The organism is Pseudomonas sp. W2Oct36 (assembly GCF_041060465.1).
In the GTDB taxonomy this organism is placed as follows: Bacteria; Pseudomonadota; Gammaproteobacteria; order Pseudomonadales; family Pseudomonadaceae; genus Aquipseudomonas; species Aquipseudomonas graminis_B.
In genome coordinates this window covers 397,094-417,789 of the sequence record NZ_JAUERW010000001.1, presented here as the reverse complement: position 1 = coordinate 417,789, position 20,696 = coordinate 397,094, and the positions used below count along the sequence as shown (strand labels likewise).

Below are 20,696 nucleotides of genomic sequence, written 5' to 3'. Positions count from 1 at the left end.
ATGACCGAGCTCAACCCGTCGCTCTACGAAACCCTGCTGCAGAATTTCACCGGTGAACTCGATCTGGCCCGGGTGGCGGAGGACGACCAGTACGTGCTCTCGGTGCTGGACAACCTGCAGCGCATTCTCAACAGCCGCGCGGGCACCCTCGCGCACCTGCCCGATTACGGCCTGCCGGACATGGGCGCCGTGCTCGAAGGATTGCCGTCTGCCGCCCATGGACTGATGCGGACCATCGCCGACACGCTGCTCAAATACGAGCCGCGCCTGCTGTCGCTGCACATTGAGCTGTTGCCGCAGACCGAACCGGGCCATCTGGTCTACGCGCTCGACGCTACGCTGGAAGGCGAGCGCATCGCGACGTTCGGCACGACGTTGAGCCCGGAGGGAAGGGCGGTGGTGCGTCATCTCAAGCGCCATGATGTGCGGGCCCTCCCATGAGGCTGACAGCGCGCGCGATGACCCAGGGCTTCGCCATGGGGATCAAGGCCGGCGGCGATCCGCGGGAATTGCCGGACTACCGGAGGTTGTGCATTGAAATGGCCCGAATGGGTCATCCGGCCTGCCCTGATGTGGACTGGCAATCCATCGAACAGTGCTGCCTGGCCTTGTTTGCCAGCCATGGCGCGGACCTGCAAACAGCGGCGGCTTATGCCCTGGCGCGCAGTCACCTGGCCGGAGTGGACGGGATGTTCGAAGGCGTGGCGGTGCTGGAGAGCCTTTTGCGGGCAGACGCCAAACCCTGGCCCCGAGGGGTATCGGCGCGGGCGGAAATCCTCGGCGGAGTGTTCGGCTCGTGGCAAGCGGTGCTGCGGGAACTGGACATCAACCCTTGCGATCGGGCAGGCCTTAACCTGCTGAGCACGCGGCTTGGGTCGCTGCGCCAGACGCTGGTTGAGCAACATCCGCAATCCCTCATCGCGCTGGATCGGTTGCACGAGCAGATCGGACAGCGGGTGTCACGTCTGGAGCGCGATGCCCAAGCCCTTGGCGTTGTCGGGCAGCAAACAGCGCGAGCTTCAACGCTGCCCACCTCAGCGGACTCCCCAGTGCAGCGCGCAGTGCCCGGCTCCACGCAGCGCAACCGGCCAGGCACGCGGAGGAAGGCCACGCCCCCCAATCCGCCCCTCCAGCAGCTTCGAGCGCTCCGTATCGGATGGCTCGCTGCCGCGCTGTTCGGCTGTCTCATCGTTCTGGCCGCAGGCTATTGAGGTGCGTTGACCCCACACTTTCCGCGGGGTCGGTCGCGCACGGAATGTACCGCCCGGCTGAACCTTGGCATTTACCCGTCGGCCATATTTACAGCCGGGCACTGACTCCATTAGTGTGCGCGCATCATCTGCCTCAACACCGCGGCTGCCGCATGTTCAGGCACGTCCGCTCAGACCGGACACTTTCGCCCTTGGTTGAAATCACCCCTGCGTTGCGCGACCCCTGCGTCCCGGCCCCCGTTGCCAGCGTCCTTCAGCAATTGCGAACGGCGACCGCTGTCCAGCACACGGCACTCGAAGCCCGATTGCCACTGACCCACCCACAGCTTGATCTCGACACCTACAAACGGATCATCGCTGCCTATTACGGTTTTCATCTGCCCCTGCAACAGTCGATTGAGCGTTTTCTGGCGCCCCAGGCCGTTGATCCTGCGCGGCAGAAAATCCCGGCGCTGATCAAGGATCTGCACGCCCTTGGCCTGAACGACCTGCAGATTGAGGCGCTGCCGCTGTGCACCGAGCTGCCCGCCATCGACAGCGTCGCGCAGTTACTCGGCGTGATGTACGTCATGGAAGGGGCGACCCTGGGGGGGCAGGTGTTGCGCCGCATCATCGCCGACAGACTGGGCGTGGACGCCGACAGCGGCGGCGAGTTTCTGGACGTCTACGGCCGCAACACCGGTCATCTGTGGAAAGCTTTCCTGAAACAACTGGCCGAGTTCGACACCCCGCTGTACAACACCGAGGTGGTGCAATCGGCCCGCCTCACCTTTGAATCCTTTCAAACCTGGCTGGAGCGAGCGGGAGTGCTGAACAATGCTTAACAACATGCAGACCATGGATGACCTGCTGGACACCTGCGCCAACGAACCGATTCGTATCCCGGGCGCCATTCAGCCCCACGGCGCTCTGCTGACGCTGCTCGAAGCCGACTGGTCCGTGCAACAGGCCAGTGCCAATGCCTGGCAGATGCTGGGCATTCCCGGCGACGTGCAGGCCGGCGACTCGCTGGCACGCTGGCTGGGCGAGGCGCAAGCCGACGCCTTACGCGACGCCGTTCGGGACGCGGATCTGCACAGCCTCGATCCGTTGCCGATGCAGTTTGCCGGGCAGGCATTCGATGGCCTGTTGCATCGCCATGACGGCCTGCTGTTTCTGGAGGTGGAGCCCGTCGCCACCCAGGCATCGATGCAGCACTTGGGCCCGCGCCTCACGCGCACCTTGCGTCGCCTGCAATCGGCCAAATCGCTGGACGATCTGTACGCCATCAGCGTCGCGGAAATCCGCGCACTGACCGGCTACGACCGGGTGATGATCTATCGCTTTGAAGAGGAGGGCCACGGGCAGGTCATTGCCGAGTCGGCAACGGCCGAACTGGACGCCTACCTGGGGCTGTTCTTCCCCGCCACCGACATTCCGCAACAGGCCCGCGAGCTGTATCGCCTGAACTGGCTGCGCATCATCCCCGACGCCGCGTATGTGCCGGCGCCTATGGTCCCGGCCCTGCGCCCGGATACCGGCGAACCGCTGGACATGAGCCACGCGGTGCTGCGCAGCGTGTCGCCGATCCATTGTCAGTACATGCATAACATGGGCGTGCGCTCATCGATGAGCATCTCCCTGCTCAAGGATGAACGCCTCTGGGGCCTGATCAGTTGCGGCAATCGCGAGCCGCTGCAGGTTCCCCACACCCTGCGCTCAGCCTGCCAGACCATCGGACAAGTGCTGTCGATGCAGATCAGCCTGCTGGAAGATCAGCACACTCAGCGCCAGCGACTGGCCAAACATCACATGCTGGACCGGCTGTCCAGGGCGATGAACGAGTCCGCGGCCGACGTCTACAACGGGCTGCTTGAACATTCCCAGGCGCTGCTGACACTGGTCGACGCCAACGGTGTGGCGGTGATCATCGACGGTCAGGTGCACCTGATCGGCCAGTGCCCGAGCACCGAGCAAGTGAGCGCGTTGCAGCAATGGCTGCAGAACCGGCCCGGAGCGGTGTTCGAGACGTCCAGCCTCGGCGCCGTGTTCCCCGACGCGCAAGGCTATCCAGACGTGGCCAGCGGACTGCTGGCGTTCAGCTTGCCCAAGCCGGTGGCCAACGCGGTGCTGTGGTTTCGCGCAGAGGTCAGGGGCAGCGTGGAGTGGAGCGGTAACCCACAGGAGGCCAAACGGGTCGTCAATGACCGCCTGCAGCCACGGGAATCCTTTGCCCTGTGGGAACAGCAGGTCGAGGGCAAGGCCAGGGCCTGGAGCGCCGGCGAGGTCTACGCGGTGTCCGACCTGCGTCGCTCGGCGCTGGAGGCGGACCTGTCACGGCAGGTGCTGCGCGAAAAAGAGGCCGTGCGTGCCCGCGATGAGCTGGTGGCCGTGGTGTCCCACGACCTGCGCAGCCCGCTGACCGTCATCGTCATGCAGTGCGCCATGATGCAGCGGGTGATCAACGCCGACGCCACGGCGTCTACCAAACGACTCAACTCGGCCATCGACATCCTGCAGCGCGCGTCCACGCGAATGACCAACCTGCTGGAGGATTTGCTCGATACCTCAAAGATCGAAGCCGGCCGCTACTTCATCGACGCCGAGCCGCTGGAAGTCAGTCAGTTGTTCGAAGACGCCTGGTCACTGCTCACGCCACTGGCGCTGAACAAATTCATCGACCTGACGTTCGACGCTGATCCCGACCTGACGATTTTCGCTGACCCGGAGCGCATGTTTCAGGTGCTCTCCAATCTGGTGGGCAATGCCATCAAATTCACGCCCAAGTCCGGCAGTGTGAAGGTGACGGCGTCAGCCGCGGGCGACAATGTGGTGTTCGCCGTGGTGGACAGCGGGGATGGCATTCGTGGCGATCAGTTGCCCCACGTGTTCGAGCGCTATTGGCGCAGGCGTGAAGGCAATCCGAGCGGCACGGGCCTGGGGCTTTACATCTCCCAGGGCATCGTCAGGGCTCACGGCGGCGAACTGACCGCCGCCAGTGAAGAGGGCGTCGGCAGCGAATTCCGCTTCACGGTGCCGCGCGCGTCCATGGCGTCCTGACCCGGACGCGAGCGCCCCAGTGGCCGGGGGTTATTCCTGACTGGAATCCCCCGCATGAAAAACATGAATTTTATTTATGCCTGTCAGCCCTCTACCGTGAGCGTGTTCCGTCCACGGTAGAGCCATCATGACCGCACACCCCCAATCCCAGGCTGAGCCCCTGCCATCCATCGTCGAAGAGCACTGGAAGCGCAATCTGGCGGTTTGTGTGTTCGGCGCGTTCACCACCATCGTCGCCATGACGCTGCTGCTGCCGTTTCTGCCGCTGTATGTCGAACACTTGGGCGTCAGCGATCAGGCCGGCATCGTGCAGTGGTCGGGGGTGGCGTTTGGCGCGACCTTTCTGTCTGCCGCGCTGACGGCACCGCTGTGGGGGCGGCTGGGCGACCGCTACGGGCGCAAGCTCATGCTGATTCGCGCCAGCCTGGGCATGGCGGTGGCGATGTCGCTGATCGGGCTGGCGGAGAACATTTACCAGTTGGTCGGGCTGCGTTTGCTGGCAGGGTTGCTCGGCGGCTATGCCTCCGGCGCGACCATTCTGGTGGCGACGCAGACGCCCAGGGCGCGCACCGGCTGGGCACTGGGGATGCTCTCTTCGGGGATCATGGCCGGTAATCTCGCCGGGCCGTTGATTGGCGGACTGTTGCCGCCGCTGATCGGCATCCGTCACACGTTCTTCCTGGCCGGGGGCGTGATCTTTCTGACCTTCCTTGCAACGCTGTTTCTGATGAAGGAAGCGCCTCGGCTTCGACGTCAGGCGGGTGCGGCGAAGGCGCCGGCTGTGCGGGCGTGGGACGTCATCGCGGACAAAGGGCCAGTGCTGACCATGCTGGTTGTGGCCTGTCTGGTGATGTTTTCGATCATGTCCATCGAGCCGATCATCACCGTGTACCTGACCCAGTTGCACAGTGAAAACGTCACGCTGATGGCCGGGCTGGTGATGTCGGCTACCGCCCTGGCCAGCGTGTTGTCGGCGTCCCGCATCGGCAAGCTGGCCGACCGCATCGGCCACTGGAAAGTGGTCATCGGCTGCCTGACGGCGGCCGCTCTGTTGCTCATCCCCCAGGCGTTCGTCAGCCATGCCTGGCAATTGGTGCTGCTGCGTTTTCTCATGGGCATTGCCCTGGGCGGCCTGTTGCCGTGCATTGCGGCGATCATCCGTCATTCGGTGCCCGACGCCGTGGCGGGGCGCATGCTGGGCTATTCCACGTCTTGCCAGTACATCGGCCAGGTGCTGGGGCCGCTGACCGGGGGGTACCTGGGCGGGCATTTCGGGATGCCGGTGGTCTTCATCGCCACCTGCCTGCTGATGGGCGGGTGCGCGGTCGGGATGTTGCTGATGCGGCCTCTGATGTCCAGCGGGACGGGCGCCAGCCGGGCGGAGCGCGGCATTTGACAAAACCATGACATCCCGCACCCGATAATCGCCGCAGGAGGGGCGACGCCCCGGATTCGAGTACCGCCATGCACGGACCTTCATGGACATCAAACACAGCCTCAAGCAACGGATTGTCATCGTATTCGCCTTGATGAGCACCCTGGTCGCCGGGGTATTCGCCGCCGGTATCATTGCCACCGTGCACGTGGTCGAAAAGCGCCTGTCGATCATGAGCCTGAAGGGCAACATGCACCGTCTGCTGGCGGTGGACAGCATCAACGACTGGCGCCACCGGCCTGAAAAAGACGAATTGTTCTACGCTGAAGAGGGCGTTGGCGACCTTGCCATGAGCGATGACCTCAAGGGCCTGCCCCTGGGATTTCAGGAGTTCTTTCGCGGCAAGAAAGCCTATTACGCCATGGTCTCGGAAGTGAACGGGCGCCATTACGTGTTGTTGCGGGATCAGCGCAAATTCCAGAAACGTGAACGAATTCTGTTCGGGGTCGTGCTGGTCGGCTTCGTCCTCAGCGTGCTGTTGGCGGTGTTGCTGGGGCGGCTGCTGGCGTCCCGGGTGATCACGCCGGTGTCGCGCCTGGCCGGTCAGGTGCGTCATCGCGATCAGTTGCTGGAACTGGCGCCGGTGCTCGCCAGCGATTACGCCAATGACGAAGTCGGCGCACTGGCCCGATCCTTCGACGAAACCCTGGGCCGGCTGCGGGCCGCGCTGAGTCGCGAAAAGCTGTTCACCAGCGACGTCAGCCATGAGCTGCGCACGCCGCTCATGGTGCTGGCGACGTCCTGCGAACTGCTGATGGAATACCCGGCGCTGGACGACCGTTCCCGCATGCAGGTCAAGCGGATCGGCAAGGCGACCGCGGGTATGAACCAACTGGTCGAAACCTTCCTGCTGCTGGCCCGTACCGAAGGCAAGAACACGCCTCATGGCCAGCGGTCGTCTCTGGTGCTGATCGCCGACGAGCTGGCTGACACCTGGCGCACGCCCATCGAAGCCAAAGGCTTGCGCTTCAGCTATCAGCGCCTGGAAGGCGACGACGAGGCCTACAACGCGCCCTTGCTGCGCTCGGTGATGGGCAATCTCTTGCGCAACGCCTGGCACTACACCGATCAGGGATTCATCCAGTTGACCCTGCGCAGCGACGGGTTCAGCGTCGAGGACAGCGGCATCGGCATTCCGCTGGAAAAACAGCAGGCCATGTTCCAGCCCTTCGTGCGCGGCGACGAACAGCGCGGGGAGGGGCTGGGCCTGGGGTTGTCGCTGGTCCAGCGCATCTGCGCCAACCAGCACTGGACAGTCAACCTGACCAGCCGTGATGACGGGGGATGCTGTTTTACCGTGTCGCTGAAGCCGACCCATGAGATGTTGGTGGCCACAAGCCCCAGCGCCGACATCAGCGATTAATCCGACGCTTTCCCGGCTGAAGCCGGTCCTGCAGTCGGTCCTTCAGTCGGTCCTTCAGTCGAGGTCAAACCAATCCAACCGCGCCCGCTCCACAGGGCGCAGGCGACACTGCGCACGCCACTGGTCCGGTGCACCGCACGAGGGCTCGACAGTGCGCTCCAAGGGTTGCCTCCCTTATGGACCTGCGACCATGCATCCTTCCAGCCCATCACTCATTTGCATGCCTGCCGACGATCGAGCGGCAGGTACGGATGACACCCCTGAATACCCCCTGTCTGCCCCCATCAAACCCGACGATCCCGAGCGGCGCAGCGAGCAGTCCCAGGCCGAGACCGATGGGTGCACCCCCGGAGCCGGTGCCGATCCGGCCGAGTGATTATCATTCGTTCGGATGGGTGAATCGCTGCGTCTGTCGGCAAATGCGTGTGCATCTGTCATTGAAATTGATGATTGCGCTTGGAAAGCTTCTTCAAAAACGGAAGAATGCGCGATTATTCGCGCACCTAACTCGCAATATTCACCACGCCAATACCGTGGCGGAGGAAGCAAATTTGAATCAGCTAAAACGCCTTCAGAGCGGAATTGAAGGGCTTGATGAGCTGCTAATGGGCGGCTTCGTTGCCGGGTCCTCGTACATCATTCAGGGTCGACCGGGCTCCGGAAAAACCATTCTGGCCAACCAGATCGGTTTCAATCACATCCGCAATGGCGGCCGCGTGCTGTTCGCGACCCTGCTCGCCGAGCCCCACGAACGGCTGTTTCAGTTCCTCTCCACCATGAGCTTCTTCGACAAAGACCGGGTCGGCGACCAGATCCAGTTCGTCAGCGCGTTCGACACCATGGAAAACGACGGCCTTGATGAAGTCGTCAAGCTGCTGCGCCGGGAGATCGTCCGCCAGAAGTCCACGGTGATGATCCTTGACGGGCTGCTCAATGCCCGCTCCAAAGCCGAATCCACCCTCAACACCAAACGCTTCATCTCCGAGCTGCAGGGCCACGCCGCGTTCGCCGGGTGCACGGTGTTCTTCCTCACCAGTTCCCAGCTGGACGACGGCAGCCCCGAACACACCATGGTCGACGGCGTGCTGGAAATGGGCGAAGAGCTGGTCGGCAACCGGTCCGTGCGCCGTATCAAGGCGCGCAAGACCCGTGGCAGTGGCGCCATCCCCGGCGCCCACGAATGCGAAATCACCGAAAACGGGCTGGTCGTCTACCCGCGCCTTGAAAGCACCATCACCCACTCGGCGCTGCGCGACAGTGCTGAGTTCAGTGTCGTCGCCAGCGGGATTGACACGCTGGACCCGCTGATCGGTGGTGGCCTGGTGGAATCGTCGGTGACCTTGCTCCTCGGCCCGTCGGGCACAGGCAAGACCACGTTCGGCCTTAACTTTCTCGCGCGCTCGACGCCCGATGAACCGGGGCTGCTGTTCGGCTTCTACGAGTCGCCACAGCGCCTTCGGGTGAAGGCGGCGGCGCTCGGGCTGGACTTTGAAGCGCTGGAACGCGCCGGTGCGCTGCACATCGCCTGGAAATCACCGACCGCCGAGTTGATCGACAAACTCGCCCTCGACCTGCTGCGGATCGTCGAGCAGCACGGCATCAAGCGCGTGTTCCTCGACAGTCTCGGCGGCATGGCCCGGGCGTCGTGCGACCAATCGCGGATTCTCGACCTCTTCAGCGCCCTGATGAGCGAGCTTCGCGCCCGTGGCGTCACGGTGGTCTCAAGCTGGGAAATCCGCGGCCTGATCGGCGGCAAGATCGACGCACCGGCCCCTGACATGTCGGGCATCGTCGACAACCTCATGCTGATCCGCTTCGCGCAATCGACGGCGGGGCTGACCCGGCAACTGTCGATCCTCAAAATCCGCGATAACCCCTACGACCCGGCCCTGCTGGACGTCTTGATCGGCGAGCAGGGTCTGACTGTGAAAAAGGCTGCGTTCCATGCCCTCGACGATTCAGGCAATGCAACGGCGTAGAAGTCGTCATCGAGCCGATGATCGCTCATTGGCGCGGAGGGCTGCATGACCACGATTCTGATTGTCGACGATGAATACCTCATCGCTGACATCCTCAGCTTTGCGCTGGAAGACGAAGGCTACCTGACGGTCACCGCCGGCAGCGGACTGAAGGCCCTCGGCATTCTCGAACGCGAGCGCCCGCAGCTGATCATTACGGATTACATGATGCCGGGGATGAACGGCATCGAGCTGGCGGAAGCGGTGCGCGTGAATCAGAGCCTGGGGCAGATCCCGATTGTGCTCATGAGCGGTGCGCAATCGCATCTGGGCATCGCCCGGCCAGACCTGTTCAGCAAAGTGTTCGACAAGCCGTTCGAGATCAGCGCAGTGCTGGAAGCGGTGCGCGCGTTGCTGGGTAAGTAGGAATGGCTTTAGCCGGGAAGAGGCCGGTGTCAACGCCAACAATTCTAAGGCGCGGCTGCCGGCGCATTCCCGGCTAAAGCCGGTCCTACGGTCGAGGTCACAGCTGCTGCCTAGCTCGAGGCGCAGTAAGTCTCACTGGACGCTTGGGATGCTTTTTGTGGGACCGGCTTCAGCCGGGAAGAGGCCGGTATGAACGCCAAAAATTTTGCGGCGCGGCTGCCGGCGCATTCCCGGCTAAAGCCGGTCCTACGGTCGAGGTCACAGCTGCTGCCTAGGTCGAGGCGCAGCAAGTCTCACTGGACGCTTGGGATGCTTTTTGTGGGACTGGCTTTAGCCGGGAAGAGGCCGGTGTCGACGCCAACAATTTTGCGGCGCGGCTGCCGGCGCATTCCCGGCTAAAGCCGGTCCCACGGTCGAGGTCACAGCTGCTGCCTAGGTCGAGGCGCAGCAGGTGTCACTGGACGCTTGGGATGCTTTTTGTGGGACCGGCTTCAGCCGGGAAGATGCCGGTGTGGACGCCAACAATTCTACGGCGCGTCTGCCGACGCATTCCCGGCTAAAGCCGGCCCTACGGTCGAGGTCATGACTGCTGGCGAAGTCCGGGGGCAGCAGGTGTCACTGGACGCTTGGGATGCTTTTTGTGGGACTGGCTTTAGCCGGGAAGAGGCCGATATGAACGCCAACAATTTTGCGGCGCGGCTGCCGACGCATTCCCGGCTAAAGCCGGTCCCACGGTCGAGGTCACAGCTGCTGCCTAGGTCGAGGCGCAGCAGGTCTCACTGGGCGCACGGGATGCTTTTTGTGGGACCGGCTTCAGCCGGGAAGAGGCCGGTGTGAACGCCAAAAATTCTACGGCGCGGCAGGTGATGCCGGGCGTGGATTGAAACTCGGGAAGGCAGGGCGGCCATGACGCCGCCCTGGGTGAATCAACGTCCGTCAGCCACCTTGCGTTCGATCTCAGCTGACTTTTTGTTCAGCTCCTCGGCGTCCTGTTCCTTTTCCCGAATGGAGGTCGGGGTGATGATTTCGTCCACCGCGCGGGTGTCGTTGTCAGGGTCATTGAGGTCTCGCTGTACCACGTTGACGGGTTTGCCAGCGCTGTCCAGGGTTGGCGCGTCCGGCTGGGTGACGTTGCGTGGGTCGACCGGGGTGTCGTTGCTCATGGGTTCATCCTCGCTGTGGGGTATGAGGGTTGGATGTGTCGATGGTCGCCGAGTTCGGGTTTTTTTCGGCCGCGTGCCAGGCGGGGCCGGAGCCGCTCAACGCTGCTCCACCAGATTAAGGAAGCGCCGCGTGCGCTCGTTGTCCGGGTCGACCAGCACCTCGGTCGGCGAGCCATCGGCGACGATGCGCCCGCCCTCCATGAACAGCACGCGGTCGGCGATGTCCTGGGCGAACTTCATTTCGTGGGTCACCAGCAGCATGGTCATCTGCTGCTCGTGGGCGATGGCGCGAATTACGGCCAGCACTTCACCGACCAGCTCGGGGTCCAGCGCAGAGGTGACCTCGTCGAACAGCATCACTTCGGGCCGCATGGCCAGCGCCCTGGCAATGGCCACGCGCTGTTGCTGGCCGCCGGACAGCTGCGCGGGATAGGCATCGGCCTTGTGGCTCAAACCGACCAGCCCGAGGTATTGATGGGCGCGCTCCAGAGCCTCTTCGCGGCTCAGCTTGAGCACCTGAAGCGGGGCTTCGGTGACGTTCTGTTGCACGGTCAGGTGCGGAAACAGGTTGAACTGCTGAAAGACCATGCCTACCCGATGCACCACCGGCGGCTTCTTCGCACCCGGCCAATGCCAGCCGCCGGATTTGGCCGGCACCGGCGAGCCGGCCACCTCGATACTGCCGTGCTGATAGGCCTCCAGGCCCTTGATCAGGCGCAGCACCGTGGATTTGCCCGAACCGCTGGGGCCGATCAGGGCGACTTTCTGGCCGGCGGGGATGCTCAGGTCGAGGTGATCGATGACCCGGGTCGCGCCAAAGTTTTTCACCACTTGCTTGAGGATGATCTGCGGCGATGCGCCGGGCAGAGCGTGTGCGAGATCAGACATGGCTGCGCCTCTCGAAGTATTTGAACAATAGGGAGGTCGGCACGCTGATCGCCAGAAACATCAGCGCCATCACCGTGTAGGGCTCGTTGTAGCGGTACGTCATGCCGGCGATCTGCTTGGCCGCCTGGAACAGCTCGGGAATCGTGATCACCGCCAGCAGCGGGGTTTCCTTGAACATGCCGATCAGGTAATTGCCCAGCACTGGCAGCATCGGTTTGAGGGCCTGGGGCAAGACGATCCGCCGCCACGTGGTGGCACCGTCGAAATCCAGCGCCTTGGCCGCTTCCCATTGTCCGGCCGGCACGCCTTCGATGGCCCCGCGAAAGGCTTCGGCAATGTAGGCCGCGTAATACAGGCCGAGCCCGATCACCCCGGTGGAAATCGCCGGCAGGGTCAGGCCGGCCAGGGGCAGGGCGAAGAACAGCACGTAGAGCTGCACCATCAGTGGGGTGTGCCGAAAGAAGCTCAGGTAGCCGGCGCTCAGCCGTTGCACCAGCGAATTGTTCGAGCGCTGAGCGATGGCCAGCAGCAGACCGAGCAGCGCCGCCAGCAGAAACCCCAGGATCACCACTTGCAGCGTCACCAGCAGCCCCTGAAACAGATCGGGGACGATGGACCAGGCGAAGGCGTAATCGAAGTTCATGGGGCCACCCCGCGACGCCAGTGGGTGACCCGCCGCTCATAGCGCTTGACCAGCCAACTGAGCGGCCAGGCCATGACGAAATAACACACCAGCACGATGCTCCAGATCAGCGTCTGCTGGCCCAGGGTGGTGATCAACTGACCGCCGGAAAACGTCAGGTCGCTGAGGGTGATCAGTGACACCAGCGACGTGGTCTTCAGCAGCTCGACCAGTTGATTGCCCATGGGCGGCAGCATGAAGGGCAGGGCCTGGGGCAGGATGATGCGGCGAAACGCCGTGATCGCGTCGAAGTCCAGGGCCTTGATCGCGTCCCGCTGGCCCCGGGCGACATTGCTCAGGGCCGAGCGGACGATTTCCGAACCATAGGCGGAGAAGGTCAGGCCCAGGCCGAGAATGCCGGTGGTCATCGGCGCCAGGGTGATGCCAAACAGCGGCAGGATGAAGAACAGGTAGAACAGCAGCACCAGGGCGGAGATGCCCCGCAGGATTTCGACGTAGACCGTCGCGATCCAGCGCAGCGCGCGCCATGGCGACAGGCGCATCAGCGCGATGACAAACGACATCACCACCACAACGACTTGGGCGAAGAAGGTGATTTTCAGGGTGACCAGTGCGCCGTTGGCCAACTGGCGAGCGATGAAGCGCGCGGTGTCCAGGGTGGAAGCATCAAAAAGCATGGGCCGTACTCGTATGGGCTGGGGCCGTCATGTCGCGGGTGAAGGATCGAGAAGCTTCCCGGCTGAAGCCGGTCCTACTGGATGCGCGCGGTCTGTAGGACCGGCTTCAGCCGGGAAGAGGCCCCTCTTGGCACGCTCGATTTCCAGTGTGCTCACCGACGCCTTCCCGGCTGAAGCCGGTCCCACTGAATGCACTCGATCCCACAGTAGGACTGGCTTTAGCCGGGAAGAGGCCCGTGCTGGCGCCCACCATTTTGCGGTGCGCCCACCGACGTCTTCCCGGCTGAAGCCGGTCCTACAATGGTGCCGGCGACAGCGCCGGCGTCATCAGGATCAGTCTCAGCGGTTGCAGCGTTGCTCGGCGGTGACGTCGGCGGGCGGCAGTTCGTTTTCGGTGTAGCCGTATTTCTGCAGGATCTTCAGCAGGTCACCGGACGCGCGCAGTTTCGCCAGTTGCTCGTTGAACGCCTGGGTGAACGCCGGATCGTTTTTCGGCAGGCCGTAGGCGTGGTAATTCCAGGTCGGTTTGCCATCGGCGTCCGGGATCTGCTCGAACGGCAGCGCCCGTTCAACCGGCGTGCCGTCGGCTTTTTTCAGCAGGCCGATGATTTCGGCATCGGGGAAGTACACCACGTCGACGCGATCGGCCTGCAGCGCGGCGAGGGCTTCGGTGTCTTTGTCGAAGAGCACCACGTTGCCATTGCTGATGCCGCTGTCCTTGGCTTCCTGCACCTGATTGCTGCCGGGCTGGGTCGCCAGCCGCGCCTTGCCGTTGGCCGCGACGTCCTTGAGGCTGTGCAGCTTCAGCGGGTTGCCGGCCTTGACCAGAAACGCGCCACCGGAGCGGGTGACCGGGTTGGAATAGCCAATCACTTTGCAGCGTGCCGGGTTGATGAACAGGCCGGCACCAATCAGATCGAAACGACCTGCCGCGAGGCCCGGCACCAGCGAGCCGAACTCGGTGATGGGCAGTTCAACCTTGCTGATGCCCAGCGGTTCGAGAATGGCCCGGAGGATCTCGACGTTGGCGCCGACGATGTTCCCGTCGGTGCCCACGTAGGCATAGGGCTGCTCGTTGGCGATGCCGGCGGTCAGGCCCTGAGTGCGGCCCTTTTCCAGCAGGTCGGCGACGGCGGAGAACGAAACCACGGCATTCAGCAGCAGGGCGGAGCCGAGTGCGGCTGACAATGACAGGGATTTTCCAGCGATTGTGCGAGGGAAGGGCATGGCGGACTCGTGGCGTGAGTGGGGGCAGGAAAGCGGAAGCCGCGAATCATAAGAGTCTAAAAAAGATTAGATAAATATCGTTTAGTTATTAGTTTATGCACTTGGGTCCGATGGATTCGGCCCGTGCCACGGCAACCGTATCCCCCTTGGACCGCTCTGGCAAGGCGGTCCGGGGGAACAGTCCGTGTCGATCAGGCCGTGGTTGAGGTTTCGCGGTGCGGCAGTTTCCAGCCAGCGCGAATAAAGTGGCAGGTGTAGCCGTTGGGAATGCGCTCCAGGTAGTCCTGATGCTCAGGCTCGGCTTCCCAGAACGGCCCGGCCGGGGCGATTTCGGTGACGACTTTGCCCGGCCACAGGCCCGACGCATCGACATCGGCCACGGTGTCCAGCGCCACGGCTTTTTGCTGGTCGTTGAGATAGAAAATCGCCGAGCGATAGCTCACGCCCCGGTCATTGCCCTGGCGGTTCGGGGTCGACGGGTCATGAATCTGGAAGAAGAATTCCAGGATCTGGCGGTAAGAAATCTGCTCGGGATCGAAGACGATTTCAATGGCTTCGGCGTGGGTGCCGTGGTTGCGATAGGTGGCGTTGTCGACGTCGCCACCGGAGTAGCCGACGCGGGTCGAGACGACGCCGGGGTAGCGGCGCAGCAAGTCCTGCATGCCCCAGAAGCAGCCTCCGGCAAGCAGCGCGGTTTCGGTGTGGGTGGTCATGGGCAAGTCCTTCCAGCTGTTGAGCGGTGTGTGTCAGACAAGCGCCGCAGTGTGCGTGTCTGCGAGCTTGTTGGCGAGTGGGCGGCGCAACGGCCGCCCTTGAAGATCAGAGGATGGAGACGCGCACTCGTTCACTCGCCGCCGAACTGCTGACGGTATTGGCCGGGCGTCACGCCGATGCGCTCATTGAATGCCTTGCGCATGTGCCGCGCGCTGCCGAAGCCGCAGCGACTGGCCACCACCTTGAGCGGCAGGTCACTGCCTTCGAGCAGTTTGCGTGAATGATCGATGCGCGCGTTGAGCAGGAATTGCATGGGCGTCAGGCTGGCTTCGCGCTGGAACGCCCGGGCGAAATTGCGCGGACTCATCGCTGCCAGGTCGGCCATGCGCTGCACGGTGTACGCCTCATTGATGTGATCGACGACGTAGGCCTGCACCCGGGCGATCGCGCTGTCATCCCGGGGCACCGCCGCCAGCAGCGGGCCGTAGGGCGTTTGCCCGCCCTGACGCTTCATCACCACCAGCAGCACTTTGGCGACTTCGAGGGCGATCTCCTTGCCGTGGTCTTCGGCGACGATGGCCAAGGCCATGTCGATCCCGGCGGTAATCCCACCGGAGGTGATCAGGTTGCGGTCGACGACGTAGATTTGCTCGGTTTCGACCCGGGTGGCGGGGAACCGCCGGGCGAGTCGCTCGACGTAGTTCCAGTGGGTGGTGCAGCGATAGCCGTCCAGCAGGCCAGCGTCCCCCAGCAGAAACGCACCGGTGCAGATCGCCCCGAAACGCCGGGCGCCCTGGACGGCGGCGGGTAGCCAGGCGGTGAGCTGAGGATGGCCGACGCCGTACGCGCCCGGCCCGCCGGGGACCAGCAGCAGATCGATGTCGGCCGGCAGATCGTCCAGCGCCACATCCGCCTGGACCTTGAGCCCGCAGGAGCTGCGGATGAGCAGCGGTCGCTCGGCCACCGTGATCAATCGGTACTGTTCTTCCGGTGCCAGCAGTCGATTGGAAATCGAAAAGACGTCCATGGGGCCGGTCACGTCGAGCATGAGCACGTCGGTGAACAGCACCACTGCCACTGTTCTTTGCCTGGAAATGTCGCGCATGCCTTGATCGCCTTTCTGTTACCGCCACTGCCAGCGCAGGGGGCACGAGCCTGAAACCAGGCGGCATTCTAGGGGATTGTGCGGAAGGATGTGAATGATGGGCGTTGGTTGACGTGCTGCCTGTTCAGCGCGGGCGATCGTCCCACTGAATGCGCGCGGTGTTTTTAGTGGGACTGGCTTGAGCCGGGAAGGGGCCGGTGCGAGCAGCCTCGATTTTGCGGTGTGGCTTCTGACGCTTTCCCGGCTGAAGCCGGTCCTACGGTCGATGTCAGCGCCGGTCCCACCGCGGATACGCAAAGCGCAAGATTCTGCGAGTCCGCCAGTCCGTAATCAATGTCCGGAATCATTGCGGATCTGACATTGCCGGCTCTGCGGGTGCGCTTTAGACTCCCGGCCATCCACTAGACGACTGGTCTACGCCATTCATTCTGGTCACACCTTTGAACGCCTTGAACGGAGTTTCACCCATGGCTACGCAACCCTTGCTCACTCACGTCAACCTCGGTCGGCACGTGCTGAAAAACCGCATTGCCTTCCCGCCCTTGACCCGCCAGAGAAGCCTGCAACCGGGCGATATCGCCTCGGACCTGATGGCGACGTACTACCAGCAGCGTGCGTCCGCCGGTTTCATGATCACCGAAGGCACCCAGATCGAGCCGCGCGGCCAAGGCTATGCATGGACCCCGGGCATGTATACCGCCGAGCAGGTCGAAGGCTGGCGCAAAGTGACTGACGCGGTGCACGCGAAAGAGGGCGTCATCTTCGCCCAGCTCTGGCATGTGGGGCGCGTGTCCGACCACGCCTTGCAGCCTAACGGCGAAGCGCCGGTTGCCCCATCGGCTATTCCGGCGGCCAACGCCAAGGCGTTCATCGAAACCGCGCCGGGCGCAGGGCAACTGGTGGTGCCGCCGACGCCTCGCGCACTGACCGTGGAAGAAATCCGCGAGTTGGTGAAGCTGTACGCCCAGGCGGCAAAAAACGCGATCGAAGCGGGTTTTGACGGCGTGGAAATCCACGCGGCGAACGGTTACCTGGTCAACCAGTTCATCTCCGAGCACGCCAACCACCGCGACGACGAATACGGCGGCTCGCTGGAGAACCGCCTGCGCTTCCTGCGCGAGATCGTCACTGCCGTCGCCGAAGCCGTTAGCGGGGATCGTCTGGGCGTGCGCTTCTCACCGCTGTTCGCCAGCACCGACGAAGAACGCGTCTACATCGGCCTGGTGGAAAGCGATCCGCATCACACCTACGTCGAAGCCGTCAAGGTTCTGGAAAACGCCGGCGTCGCCTACGTCTCTATCGCCGAAGCCGACTGGGACAACGCCCCTGAACTGCCGGAGACCTTCCGTAGAGCCATCCGTGAAGCCTTCAGCGGACGCATCATGTACGCCGGCCGCTACACCGCCGAACGCGGCAACCGCCTGATCGACGCCGGCCTCGCCGACCTCATCGCCTTCGGCCGCCCCTTCATCGCCAACCCCGACCTGCCCGCACGCATCGCCAACGGCTGGCCCCTCAACCCCGTTGACCCGACCACCTTGTATGGCGGGACTGAAGTGGGCTATATCGACTACCCGGTCTATAAAGCGGGTCAGTAAGGCCAAGAGACGCCAGTGCTGAATTGGGGGACAGGTTGGGTCGACGCGGAGCGTCAAAGGATGCATTCCCACGCAGAGCGTGGGAACGATCACCGCGTCGCGCCTGGAGTCGGTTTAAACGATCAAGCCCGGCGGTGCGTTCACTGGCCTCTTCCCGGCTAAAGCCAGTCCTACCAAGAACGCGTTTGCTCTGCTTTTGATCTTCATACGCAAAAGGGTCAGTCACCGCCAATCGCGACTTGGGTGCAGGCTGAACGCAGGTCTCGCTCCGTGGGCCGAGCCGCATGGATGCGGCGAGAGCGCCGTCAGGGCATGGATGCCCGTTCGGCGCGGGCCCACGGAGCGGGACCGGAGTGAAGGTATTCCGACGAAGGAGGAACCCAACCAGGAGCAAGCACCCTTGGTTACTTGGGGTGCTTTTCCAAGTAACTCGCCGAAGGCGAAATGTCTGCCGTTAGGCAGACTCTCTTGATTTGGCTATTCGCGCGTAGCGATCTCATCGAGGTGGTTCAGCAACGCCAGCGGATCCTCATACACCCGCAACGCCCCGGCGCGCTCCAGCTCGCTCACGTCATACCCGCCCGACAACAGCCCGATCCCCGTCGCCTTGCACCGCCGCGCCGCCAACATATCCCAGATCGCATCACCCACCACCAGACAGTCCTCGATCCTCGCCTCAATCTTCTTCGCCGCCGTCACAAACAAATCCGGGTCCGGCTTGCCATTCTTCACATCATCCCGCGTGATCAGATTGATCTGCTCCGGCTCCAGCCCCAATGCCTTCAGATTGATCCGCGCCGTCGACATCTCCCCACTGGTCGCGATGCACCAGGGAAAACCCTCATCGTCCAGCGTCTTCAACAACTCCACGGCCCCCGGCAGCGCAATGATCTGATCCTGAGTTCTCTCATACGCCTCAGCGTGCCTTTCACTCAACCGCTCAGCCTGCGCCTCAGTGATCACCATCCCGGTTTCACGGGACAACATCTTCAGCATCAAGCCGCCGCTCATGCCGATCTTGCGGTGGATGCGCCACATCGCGAGTGGAATGTTCTCTGAATCAAGGGCTTCCTTCCATGCCGTGACGTTTTGGTAAACGCTATCGGTCAAGGTGCCGTCGAGGTCGAAAAGGAAGGAGGTATTGGATCGCATGGTGAGGCTCCGTTGGTCAACAGGTCATCCGCTGACAATGACTAAAAATAAAAGGGGAAGCGCCCGGCGTTCAGGCCGGGGCATAAAAGCGGTTCAGGACAACCCGAGTGTCAGCCGCTTCAACCGGCATTCCACGACCTTGTCGTAGAACTCGGAAAGCGCGTCGGCCTGCTGCGCGTCAATGCCGCCGCAGCACCGCAGACCAAGCACGAAGCCGTTGGCCTGAGCGCCCTTCTTGACCGCGTCGATGGTCGAGCCCGACGCATGGATATCAGCCAGGATGCGCTCGCTTTGCGGTCGCAGTACGGGGGCCAGGTGGTCGAGGATGTCGGTCATGGGGAAGGCTGCCTTTCAGTTCTCTGTCCGGCTGTCTGTGTCTGCACAGCAGCGGTTGAATGCTCATGCAAGACCTGACCGGGAGAGGGGCGCAGCGGTTCCGACAAATTCTTCAAATGACCGCGAACGGCAGGGGTCGTGGGACTGGCTTTAGCCGGGAAGGGGTCGTGTGCTACACCACAACACTGATGGTGTACAAACCGGCCTCTTCCCGGCTGAAGCCGGTCCCACCAGAATCAATCTATACGCGGGTGCTGCTGAACCAGCGTCTCGCGCTTGGCTTGCAACTCGGCAATCTGCGTGTCGATGTCTTCAATCTTCTGCTCAATGTTGTCGTGATGCTCCTGCAGCAGCTCACGGGCTTCGTTGAGGTCCGACGCCGCCGGCGCGGCGCCACGCAAAGGCATGTTCGCGGTTTCTTTCATGGTCAGGCCGGTGATCAGGCCCACTACCGCCACCACCATCAGGTAGTACGCCGGCATGTACAGGTCTTGGGTGGTTTCAACCAGCCAGGCGACCACGGTCGGGGTCAGGCCGGCAATCAGCACCGAGACGTTGAAGGCACTGGCCAGCGCGCTGTAGCGGATGTGGGTGGGGAACATCGCCGGCAGCGTCGACGCCATGACACCGATGAAAAAGTTGAGGATCACCGCGATCAATAGCAGACCGGCGAAGATCAGGCCCAACTGGCCGCTGTTGATCAGCTTGAACGCCGGAATCGACAGCACCAGCAGCGCGATGCTGCCAGCGATGATGAAGGGGCGACGGCCGATCTTGTCGCTGAGGAAACCGATCAGCGGCTGCACGAACAGCATGCCGACCATGATCGCCACAATGATCAGGACGCCGCGGTTTTCGCTGTAATGCAGGTTGTGGGACAGGTAGCTCGGCATGTACGTGAGCAGCATGTAGTACGTGACGTTGGTCGCCGCGACCACGCCGATGCAGGTCAGCAGGCTGCGCCAATGCTTGGTCGCGACTTCCTTGAACGAGACTTTCGGGCCGTGTGCCAGGCCTTCGCGGTCACCCTGTTCGAGCTTTTCAACGTGCTGCTGGAATGCCGGGGTTTCTTCCAGCGCGTTACGCAGGTAGAGGCCGATCATGCCCAGGGGCAGGGCGAGGAAGAACGGCAGACGCCAGCCCCATTCGAGGAACTTCTCCTCGCCGACCACGGACGAGATGAGCACCACCACGCCGGCACCCAGCACAAAACCGGCGATCGAGCCGAAATCCAGCCAGCTGCCAAGGAACCCGCGTTTGCGGTCCGGCGCGTATTCAGCGACGAAGATCGAGGCGCCGGTGTATTCGCCTCCGACCGAAAAGCCCTGGGCCATCTTCGCCAGCAGCAAAAGGATCGGCGCCCAGATGCCAATCGATTCATACGAGGGAATCAGTCCGATGGCAAAGGTACTCAAGGACATGATGACGATGGTCGCGGCGAGGACTTTCTGTCGCCCGTACTTGTCACCGATGGCGCCGAAAAACACGCCGCCGATGGGGCGAATCAGGAAGGGCACGGAAAAGGTCGCGAGGGCCGCGATCATCTGCACGCTGGGGTCGGCGCCGGGGAAGAAGATCTTGCCCAGTGCGTAGGCCACGAAGCCGTAGACGCCGAAGTCGAACCATTCCATTGCGTTACCCAGCGCGGCGGCAGTGATGGCCTTCCGCATCTTGGCATCGTCGACAATAGTGATGTCTTGCAACCCGATCGGGTTGACGGTTTTCTTGCGTGATCTCATAAAAGTCCCGGCAGCTAGAAGT

20 protein-coding genes are annotated in these 20,696 nt (G+C 62.9%); 10 read left to right on the top strand and 10 right to left on the bottom strand.

Going from position 1 to position 20,696, the window contains the following annotated elements:
• From tssE to QWI18_RS01740, 9 genes are all read left to right on the top strand, one after another.
• Entirely contained in the window at positions 1-441 is a 441-nt protein-coding gene (gene tssE / locus QWI18_RS01780; RefSeq protein ID WP_369318039.1) for a type VI secretion system baseplate subunit TssE, read from the top strand.
• Positions 438-1,211, top strand: coding sequence for a type VI secretion system ImpA family N-terminal domain-containing protein (locus QWI18_RS01775; protein WP_369318038.1), 774 nt, complete (start codon positions 438-440; stop codon positions 1,209-1,211). Before tssE ends, QWI18_RS01775 begins: the two co-directional genes overlap by 4 nt.
• 191 nt (positions 1,212-1,402) lie before the next feature.
• Positions 1,403-2,035 carry a biliverdin-producing heme oxygenase gene (locus QWI18_RS01770; protein ID WP_369318037.1) on the top strand — a complete coding sequence of 211 codons (633 nt, stop codon included), beginning with the start codon at positions 1,403-1,405 and terminating at the stop codon, positions 2,033-2,035.
• On the top strand, positions 2,028-4,250 hold the full coding sequence (locus QWI18_RS01765; protein WP_065991590.1) for an ATP-binding protein: 2,223 nt from the start codon (positions 2,028-2,030) through the stop codon (positions 4,248-4,250). The genes QWI18_RS01770 and QWI18_RS01765 overlap by 8 nt, the downstream gene beginning before the upstream one ends.
• 127 nt (positions 4,251-4,377) lie before the next feature.
• Complete coding sequence (locus tag QWI18_RS01760; protein ID WP_369318036.1) at positions 4,378-5,646, top strand: MFS transporter; 1,269 nt, start codon at positions 4,378-4,380, stop codon at positions 5,644-5,646.
• An 82-nt stretch (positions 5,647-5,728) separates the two neighbouring features.
• On the top strand, positions 5,729-7,048 hold the full coding sequence (locus tag QWI18_RS01755) for a HAMP domain-containing sensor histidine kinase (RefSeq protein WP_296309936.1): 1,320 nt from the start codon (positions 5,729-5,731) through the stop codon (positions 7,046-7,048).
• A 190-nt stretch (positions 7,049-7,238) separates the two neighbouring features.
• Positions 7,239-7,424 (top strand): hypothetical protein, encoded by a 186-nt coding sequence (locus tag QWI18_RS01750; protein ID WP_369318035.1) that lies wholly within the window; start codon positions 7,239-7,241, stop codon positions 7,422-7,424.
• 175 nt (positions 7,425-7,599) lie between these two features.
• Positions 7,600-9,027, top strand: coding sequence for an ATPase domain-containing protein (locus QWI18_RS01745; protein ID WP_083233208.1), 1,428 nt, complete (start codon positions 7,600-7,602; stop codon positions 9,025-9,027).
• Between the two features lie 45 nt (positions 9,028-9,072).
• The gene (locus QWI18_RS01740; protein ID WP_369318034.1) at positions 9,073-9,432 is read left to right on the top strand and encodes a response regulator; all 360 of its coding nucleotides are present in this window, start codon (positions 9,073-9,075) and stop codon (positions 9,430-9,432) included.
• Between the two features lie 926 nt (positions 9,433-10,358).
• On the opposite strand, the gene QWI18_RS01735 is transcribed toward QWI18_RS01740, so the two are convergent.
• The 7 genes from QWI18_RS01735 to QWI18_RS01705 all read right to left on the bottom strand — a co-directional run bounded on the left by QWI18_RS01735 (position 10,359) and on the right by QWI18_RS01705 (position 15,849).
• Positions 10,359-10,595 (bottom strand): hypothetical protein, encoded by a 237-nt coding sequence (locus QWI18_RS01735; protein ID WP_065991596.1) that lies wholly within the window; start codon positions 10,593-10,595, stop codon positions 10,359-10,361.
• A 96-nt stretch (positions 10,596-10,691) separates the two neighbouring features.
• Positions 10,692-11,483 (bottom strand): amino acid ABC transporter ATP-binding protein, encoded by a 792-nt coding sequence (locus tag QWI18_RS01730; RefSeq protein WP_369318033.1) that lies wholly within the window; start codon positions 11,481-11,483, stop codon positions 10,692-10,694.
• Complete coding sequence (ehuD, locus tag QWI18_RS01725) at positions 11,476-12,126, bottom strand: ectoine/hydroxyectoine ABC transporter permease subunit EhuD (protein ID WP_369318032.1); 651 nt, start codon at positions 12,124-12,126, stop codon at positions 11,476-11,478. The genes QWI18_RS01730 and ehuD overlap by 8 nt, the downstream gene beginning before the upstream one ends.
• Entirely contained in the window at positions 12,123-12,803 is a 681-nt protein-coding gene (gene ehuC, locus QWI18_RS01720) for an ectoine/hydroxyectoine ABC transporter permease subunit EhuC (RefSeq protein ID WP_369318031.1), read from the bottom strand. The genes ehuD and ehuC overlap by 4 nt, the downstream gene beginning before the upstream one ends.
• A 339-nt stretch (positions 12,804-13,142) precedes the next feature.
• Positions 13,143-14,030 (bottom strand): ectoine/hydroxyectoine ABC transporter substrate-binding protein EhuB, encoded by an 888-nt coding sequence (ehuB, locus tag QWI18_RS01715; protein WP_192131430.1) that lies wholly within the window; start codon positions 14,028-14,030, stop codon positions 13,143-13,145.
• 191 nt (positions 14,031-14,221) lie between these two features.
• Positions 14,222-14,743, bottom strand: coding sequence for a peptide-methionine (S)-S-oxide reductase MsrA (gene msrA / locus QWI18_RS01710; protein ID WP_065991601.1), 522 nt, complete (start codon positions 14,741-14,743; stop codon positions 14,222-14,224).
• Positions 14,744-14,874: 131 nt separating this feature from the next.
• Positions 14,875-15,849 (bottom strand): GlxA family transcriptional regulator, encoded by a 975-nt coding sequence (locus QWI18_RS01705; RefSeq protein ID WP_192131435.1) that lies wholly within the window; start codon positions 15,847-15,849, stop codon positions 14,875-14,877.
• Between the two features lie 467 nt (positions 15,850-16,316).
• Here QWI18_RS01705 and QWI18_RS01700 point away from each other — a divergent pair, with 467 nt between their 5' ends.
• Complete coding sequence (locus QWI18_RS01700; RefSeq protein ID WP_369318030.1) at positions 16,317-17,447, top strand: alkene reductase; 1,131 nt, start codon at positions 16,317-16,319, stop codon at positions 17,445-17,447.
• A gap of 477 nt (positions 17,448-17,924) precedes the next feature.
• On the opposite strand, the gene QWI18_RS01695 is transcribed toward QWI18_RS01700, so the two are convergent.
• The 3 genes from QWI18_RS01695 to proP all read right to left on the bottom strand — a co-directional run bounded on the left by QWI18_RS01695 (position 17,925) and on the right by proP (position 20,674).
• Positions 17,925-18,599 carry an HAD family hydrolase gene (locus tag QWI18_RS01695; protein ID WP_369318029.1) on the bottom strand — a complete coding sequence of 225 codons (675 nt, stop codon included), beginning with the start codon at positions 18,597-18,599 and terminating at the stop codon, positions 17,925-17,927.
• Positions 18,600-18,692: 93 nt separating this feature from the next.
• The gene (locus QWI18_RS01690) at positions 18,693-18,935 is read right to left on the bottom strand and encodes a hypothetical protein (RefSeq protein WP_369318028.1); all 243 of its coding nucleotides are present in this window, start codon (positions 18,933-18,935) and stop codon (positions 18,693-18,695) included.
• 236 nt (positions 18,936-19,171) lie between these two features.
• Positions 19,172-20,674: a glycine betaine/L-proline transporter ProP gene (gene proP, locus QWI18_RS01685; protein WP_369318027.1), complete on the bottom strand. Its 1,503-nt coding sequence runs from the start codon at positions 20,672-20,674 to the stop codon at positions 19,172-19,174.
• Positions 20,675-20,696: the final 22 nt, after the last annotated feature.

Bases quoted from the DNA above. Each gene is read 5' to 3' on its own strand.
- tssE (WP_369318039.1), top strand. From the start codon at position 1: ATGACCGAGCTCAACCCGTCGCTCTACGAAACCCTGCTGCAGAATTTC.
- QWI18_RS01775 (WP_369318038.1), top strand. From the start codon at position 438: ATGAGGCTGACAGCGCGCGCGATGACCCAGGGCTTCGCCATGGGGATC.
- QWI18_RS01765 (WP_065991590.1), top strand. From the start codon at position 2,028: ATGCTTAACAACATGCAGACCATGGATGACCTGCTGGACACCTGCGCC.
- QWI18_RS01760 (WP_369318036.1), top strand. From the start codon at position 4,378: ATGACCGCACACCCCCAATCCCAGGCTGAGCCCCTGCCATCCATCGTC.
- QWI18_RS01755 (WP_296309936.1), top strand. From the start codon at position 5,729: ATGGACATCAAACACAGCCTCAAGCAACGGATTGTCATCGTATTCGCC.
- QWI18_RS01750 (WP_369318035.1), top strand. From the start codon at position 7,239: ATGCATCCTTCCAGCCCATCACTCATTTGCATGCCTGCCGACGATCGA.
- QWI18_RS01740 (WP_369318034.1), top strand. From the start codon at position 9,073: ATGACCACGATTCTGATTGTCGACGATGAATACCTCATCGCTGACATC.
- QWI18_RS01735 (WP_065991596.1), bottom strand. From the start codon at position 10,595: ATGAGCAACGACACCCCGGTCGACCCACGCAACGTCACCCAGCCGGAC.
- QWI18_RS01730 (WP_369318033.1), bottom strand. From the start codon at position 11,483: ATGTCTGATCTCGCACACGCTCTGCCCGGCGCATCGCCGCAGATCATC.
- ehuD (WP_369318032.1), bottom strand. From the start codon at position 12,126: ATGAACTTCGATTACGCCTTCGCCTGGTCCATCGTCCCCGATCTGTTT.
- ehuC (WP_369318031.1), bottom strand. From the start codon at position 12,803: ATGCTTTTTGATGCTTCCACCCTGGACACCGCGCGCTTCATCGCTCGC.
- ehuB (WP_192131430.1), bottom strand. From the start codon at position 14,030: ATGCCCTTCCCTCGCACAATCGCTGGAAAATCCCTGTCATTGTCAGCC.
- msrA (WP_065991601.1), bottom strand. From the start codon at position 14,743: ATGACCACCCACACCGAAACCGCGCTGCTTGCCGGAGGCTGCTTCTGG.
- QWI18_RS01705 (WP_192131435.1), bottom strand. From the start codon at position 15,849: ATGCGCGACATTTCCAGGCAAAGAACAGTGGCAGTGGTGCTGTTCACC.
- QWI18_RS01700 (WP_369318030.1), top strand. From the start codon at position 16,317: ATGGCTACGCAACCCTTGCTCACTCACGTCAACCTCGGTCGGCACGTG.
- QWI18_RS01695 (WP_369318029.1), bottom strand. From the start codon at position 18,599: ATGCGATCCAATACCTCCTTCCTTTTCGACCTCGACGGCACCTTGACC.
- QWI18_RS01690 (WP_369318028.1), bottom strand. From the start codon at position 18,935: ATGACCGACATCCTCGACCACCTGGCCCCCGTACTGCGACCGCAAAGC.
- proP (WP_369318027.1), bottom strand. From the start codon at position 20,674: ATGAGATCACGCAAGAAAACCGTCAACCCGATCGGGTTGCAAGACATC.